This window comes from Sphingomonas sp. BE138 (assembly GCF_031456125.1).
Taxonomy (GTDB): Bacteria; Pseudomonadota; Alphaproteobacteria; order Sphingomonadales; family Sphingomonadaceae; genus Sphingomonas.
Window position 1 is genome coordinate 1 of record NZ_JAVDUC010000073.1, and the last position, 1,515, is coordinate 1,515.

General features: G+C 65.5%; 1 protein-coding gene. It reads left to right on the top strand.

Annotated features, from left to right (window positions below):
* Window positions 1-80 precede the first annotated feature (80 nt).
* A complete protein-coding gene (locus tag J2Y58_RS20915) occupies window positions 81-1,196 on the top strand; it encodes an IS110 family transposase (protein ID WP_310107435.1) in 1,116 nt (371 codons plus the stop codon).
* The last annotated feature ends 319 nt before the right edge of the window (window positions 1,197-1,515 follow it).

Genomic DNA, 1,515 nt, shown 5'->3' on the forward strand with positions numbered 1-1,515 from the left:
TTAGACCCAATGACTGCGGGAGCCTCGGCGGCTCGAATCTGGGATGCTGACTATGGATTAGTCAGCAACGGAGACGAGTCATGACGGAGGCAGTGAAATACATCGGGCTGGACGTGCACAAGGAGACCATCGCTGTCGCGGTGGCCGATGGGGAACGCGGGGGCGAGGTACGCTATGTCGGCACGGTTCCCAACGAGGACGATGCGGTCAGAAAGCTGGTCAAGCGGCTGACCGGGGCGGGCACGAAGTTGCAAGTCTGCTACGAGGCGGGCCCGTGCGGCTACGGCCTGCACCGGTTGCTAACCGGGCTGGGGCAGAGCTGCATCGTCATCGCCCCTTCGATGATGCCGCGGCGACCTGGCGATCACGTGAAGACCGACCGGCGTGATGCGATGACGTTGGCGCGCCTGCTGCGTGCCGGCGAACTCACCGCGATCTGGGTGCCGGACGAAGCGCACGAGGCAGTGCGCGACCTGATCCGGGCAAGGCGCAGCGCGAAGGAGGACGCCACCGGGGCCAAGCAGACGGTGAAGAGCTTTCTGCTCCGGCACGATCGTCGTTATGGCGGCAAAGGAACCTGGACCAAGATGTACTGGCGATGGTTGTCGGAGCAGCGGTTCGACTTCCCGCATCAGCAACTGGCGTTCGAGGAGATGCAGAAGCGCGTGCTCGAGGCGCAAGCACGCGTCGGCCGCCTCGAGGCGGCCCTCGGCGAGGCAGTGGAGGGCTGGCGGTTCGCCCCGCTTGTCCGCAATCTACAAGCGCTGCGTGGCATTCAGTTGGTCAGCGCCGCAACGTTGGTCGCCGAAGTCGGCGATCTTACCCGCTTCGACAATCCCAAGCAGTTGATGGCCTATGTCGGGCTGGTACCGTCCGAATATTCCAGCGGCGCTCGCAAACAGCGCGGACGCATCACCCGCGCTGGTAACGGGCAGGCGCGCACCATGCTGGTCGAGGCAGGCTGGGCTTACCGGTTGCCTGCACGCGAGGAGCGTCGCTACCGCGAGCGGGTCGCTGATCTGCCCGACGAGGTCCAGGCTATCGGATGGAAGGCGCAGGTCCGCCTGTGTCAGCGTTTCCGCCGCCTGGCCGCCACGGGCAAGCCCCAGCCCAAGGTAATAACCGCGATCGCGCGCGAACTCATCGGCTACGCGTGGGACATCGCGAGGCGCGTGTCGCCGGCGGTCGCCACCTGACCCTTTCCCCGAACGCGACGAGAGGAGGCGCCAGCGCACGACCTGCATAGCCTTGGCCGGCGTGCCGCGGGCACCCGACTGTGATGGGTAATCCACGGCGTACGTTGGGGCAGGTTCGTCCGACGCCGATCTTAGACGGTGGACAGGCCCAGCGACGGATACGGGTAGTGCGGTAATCAACCCGCGGATGAGAGCGTGATCAATCGTCGTCGATCAGGCGCCCGCGGCACACCCGCCAAGGTCAATGCGACGCTGGCTTCCTGGCCAGCGAAGGAGTAAACTCGGCCAGCGTCTCGGATGGCAGTCATGAGAGCGTACG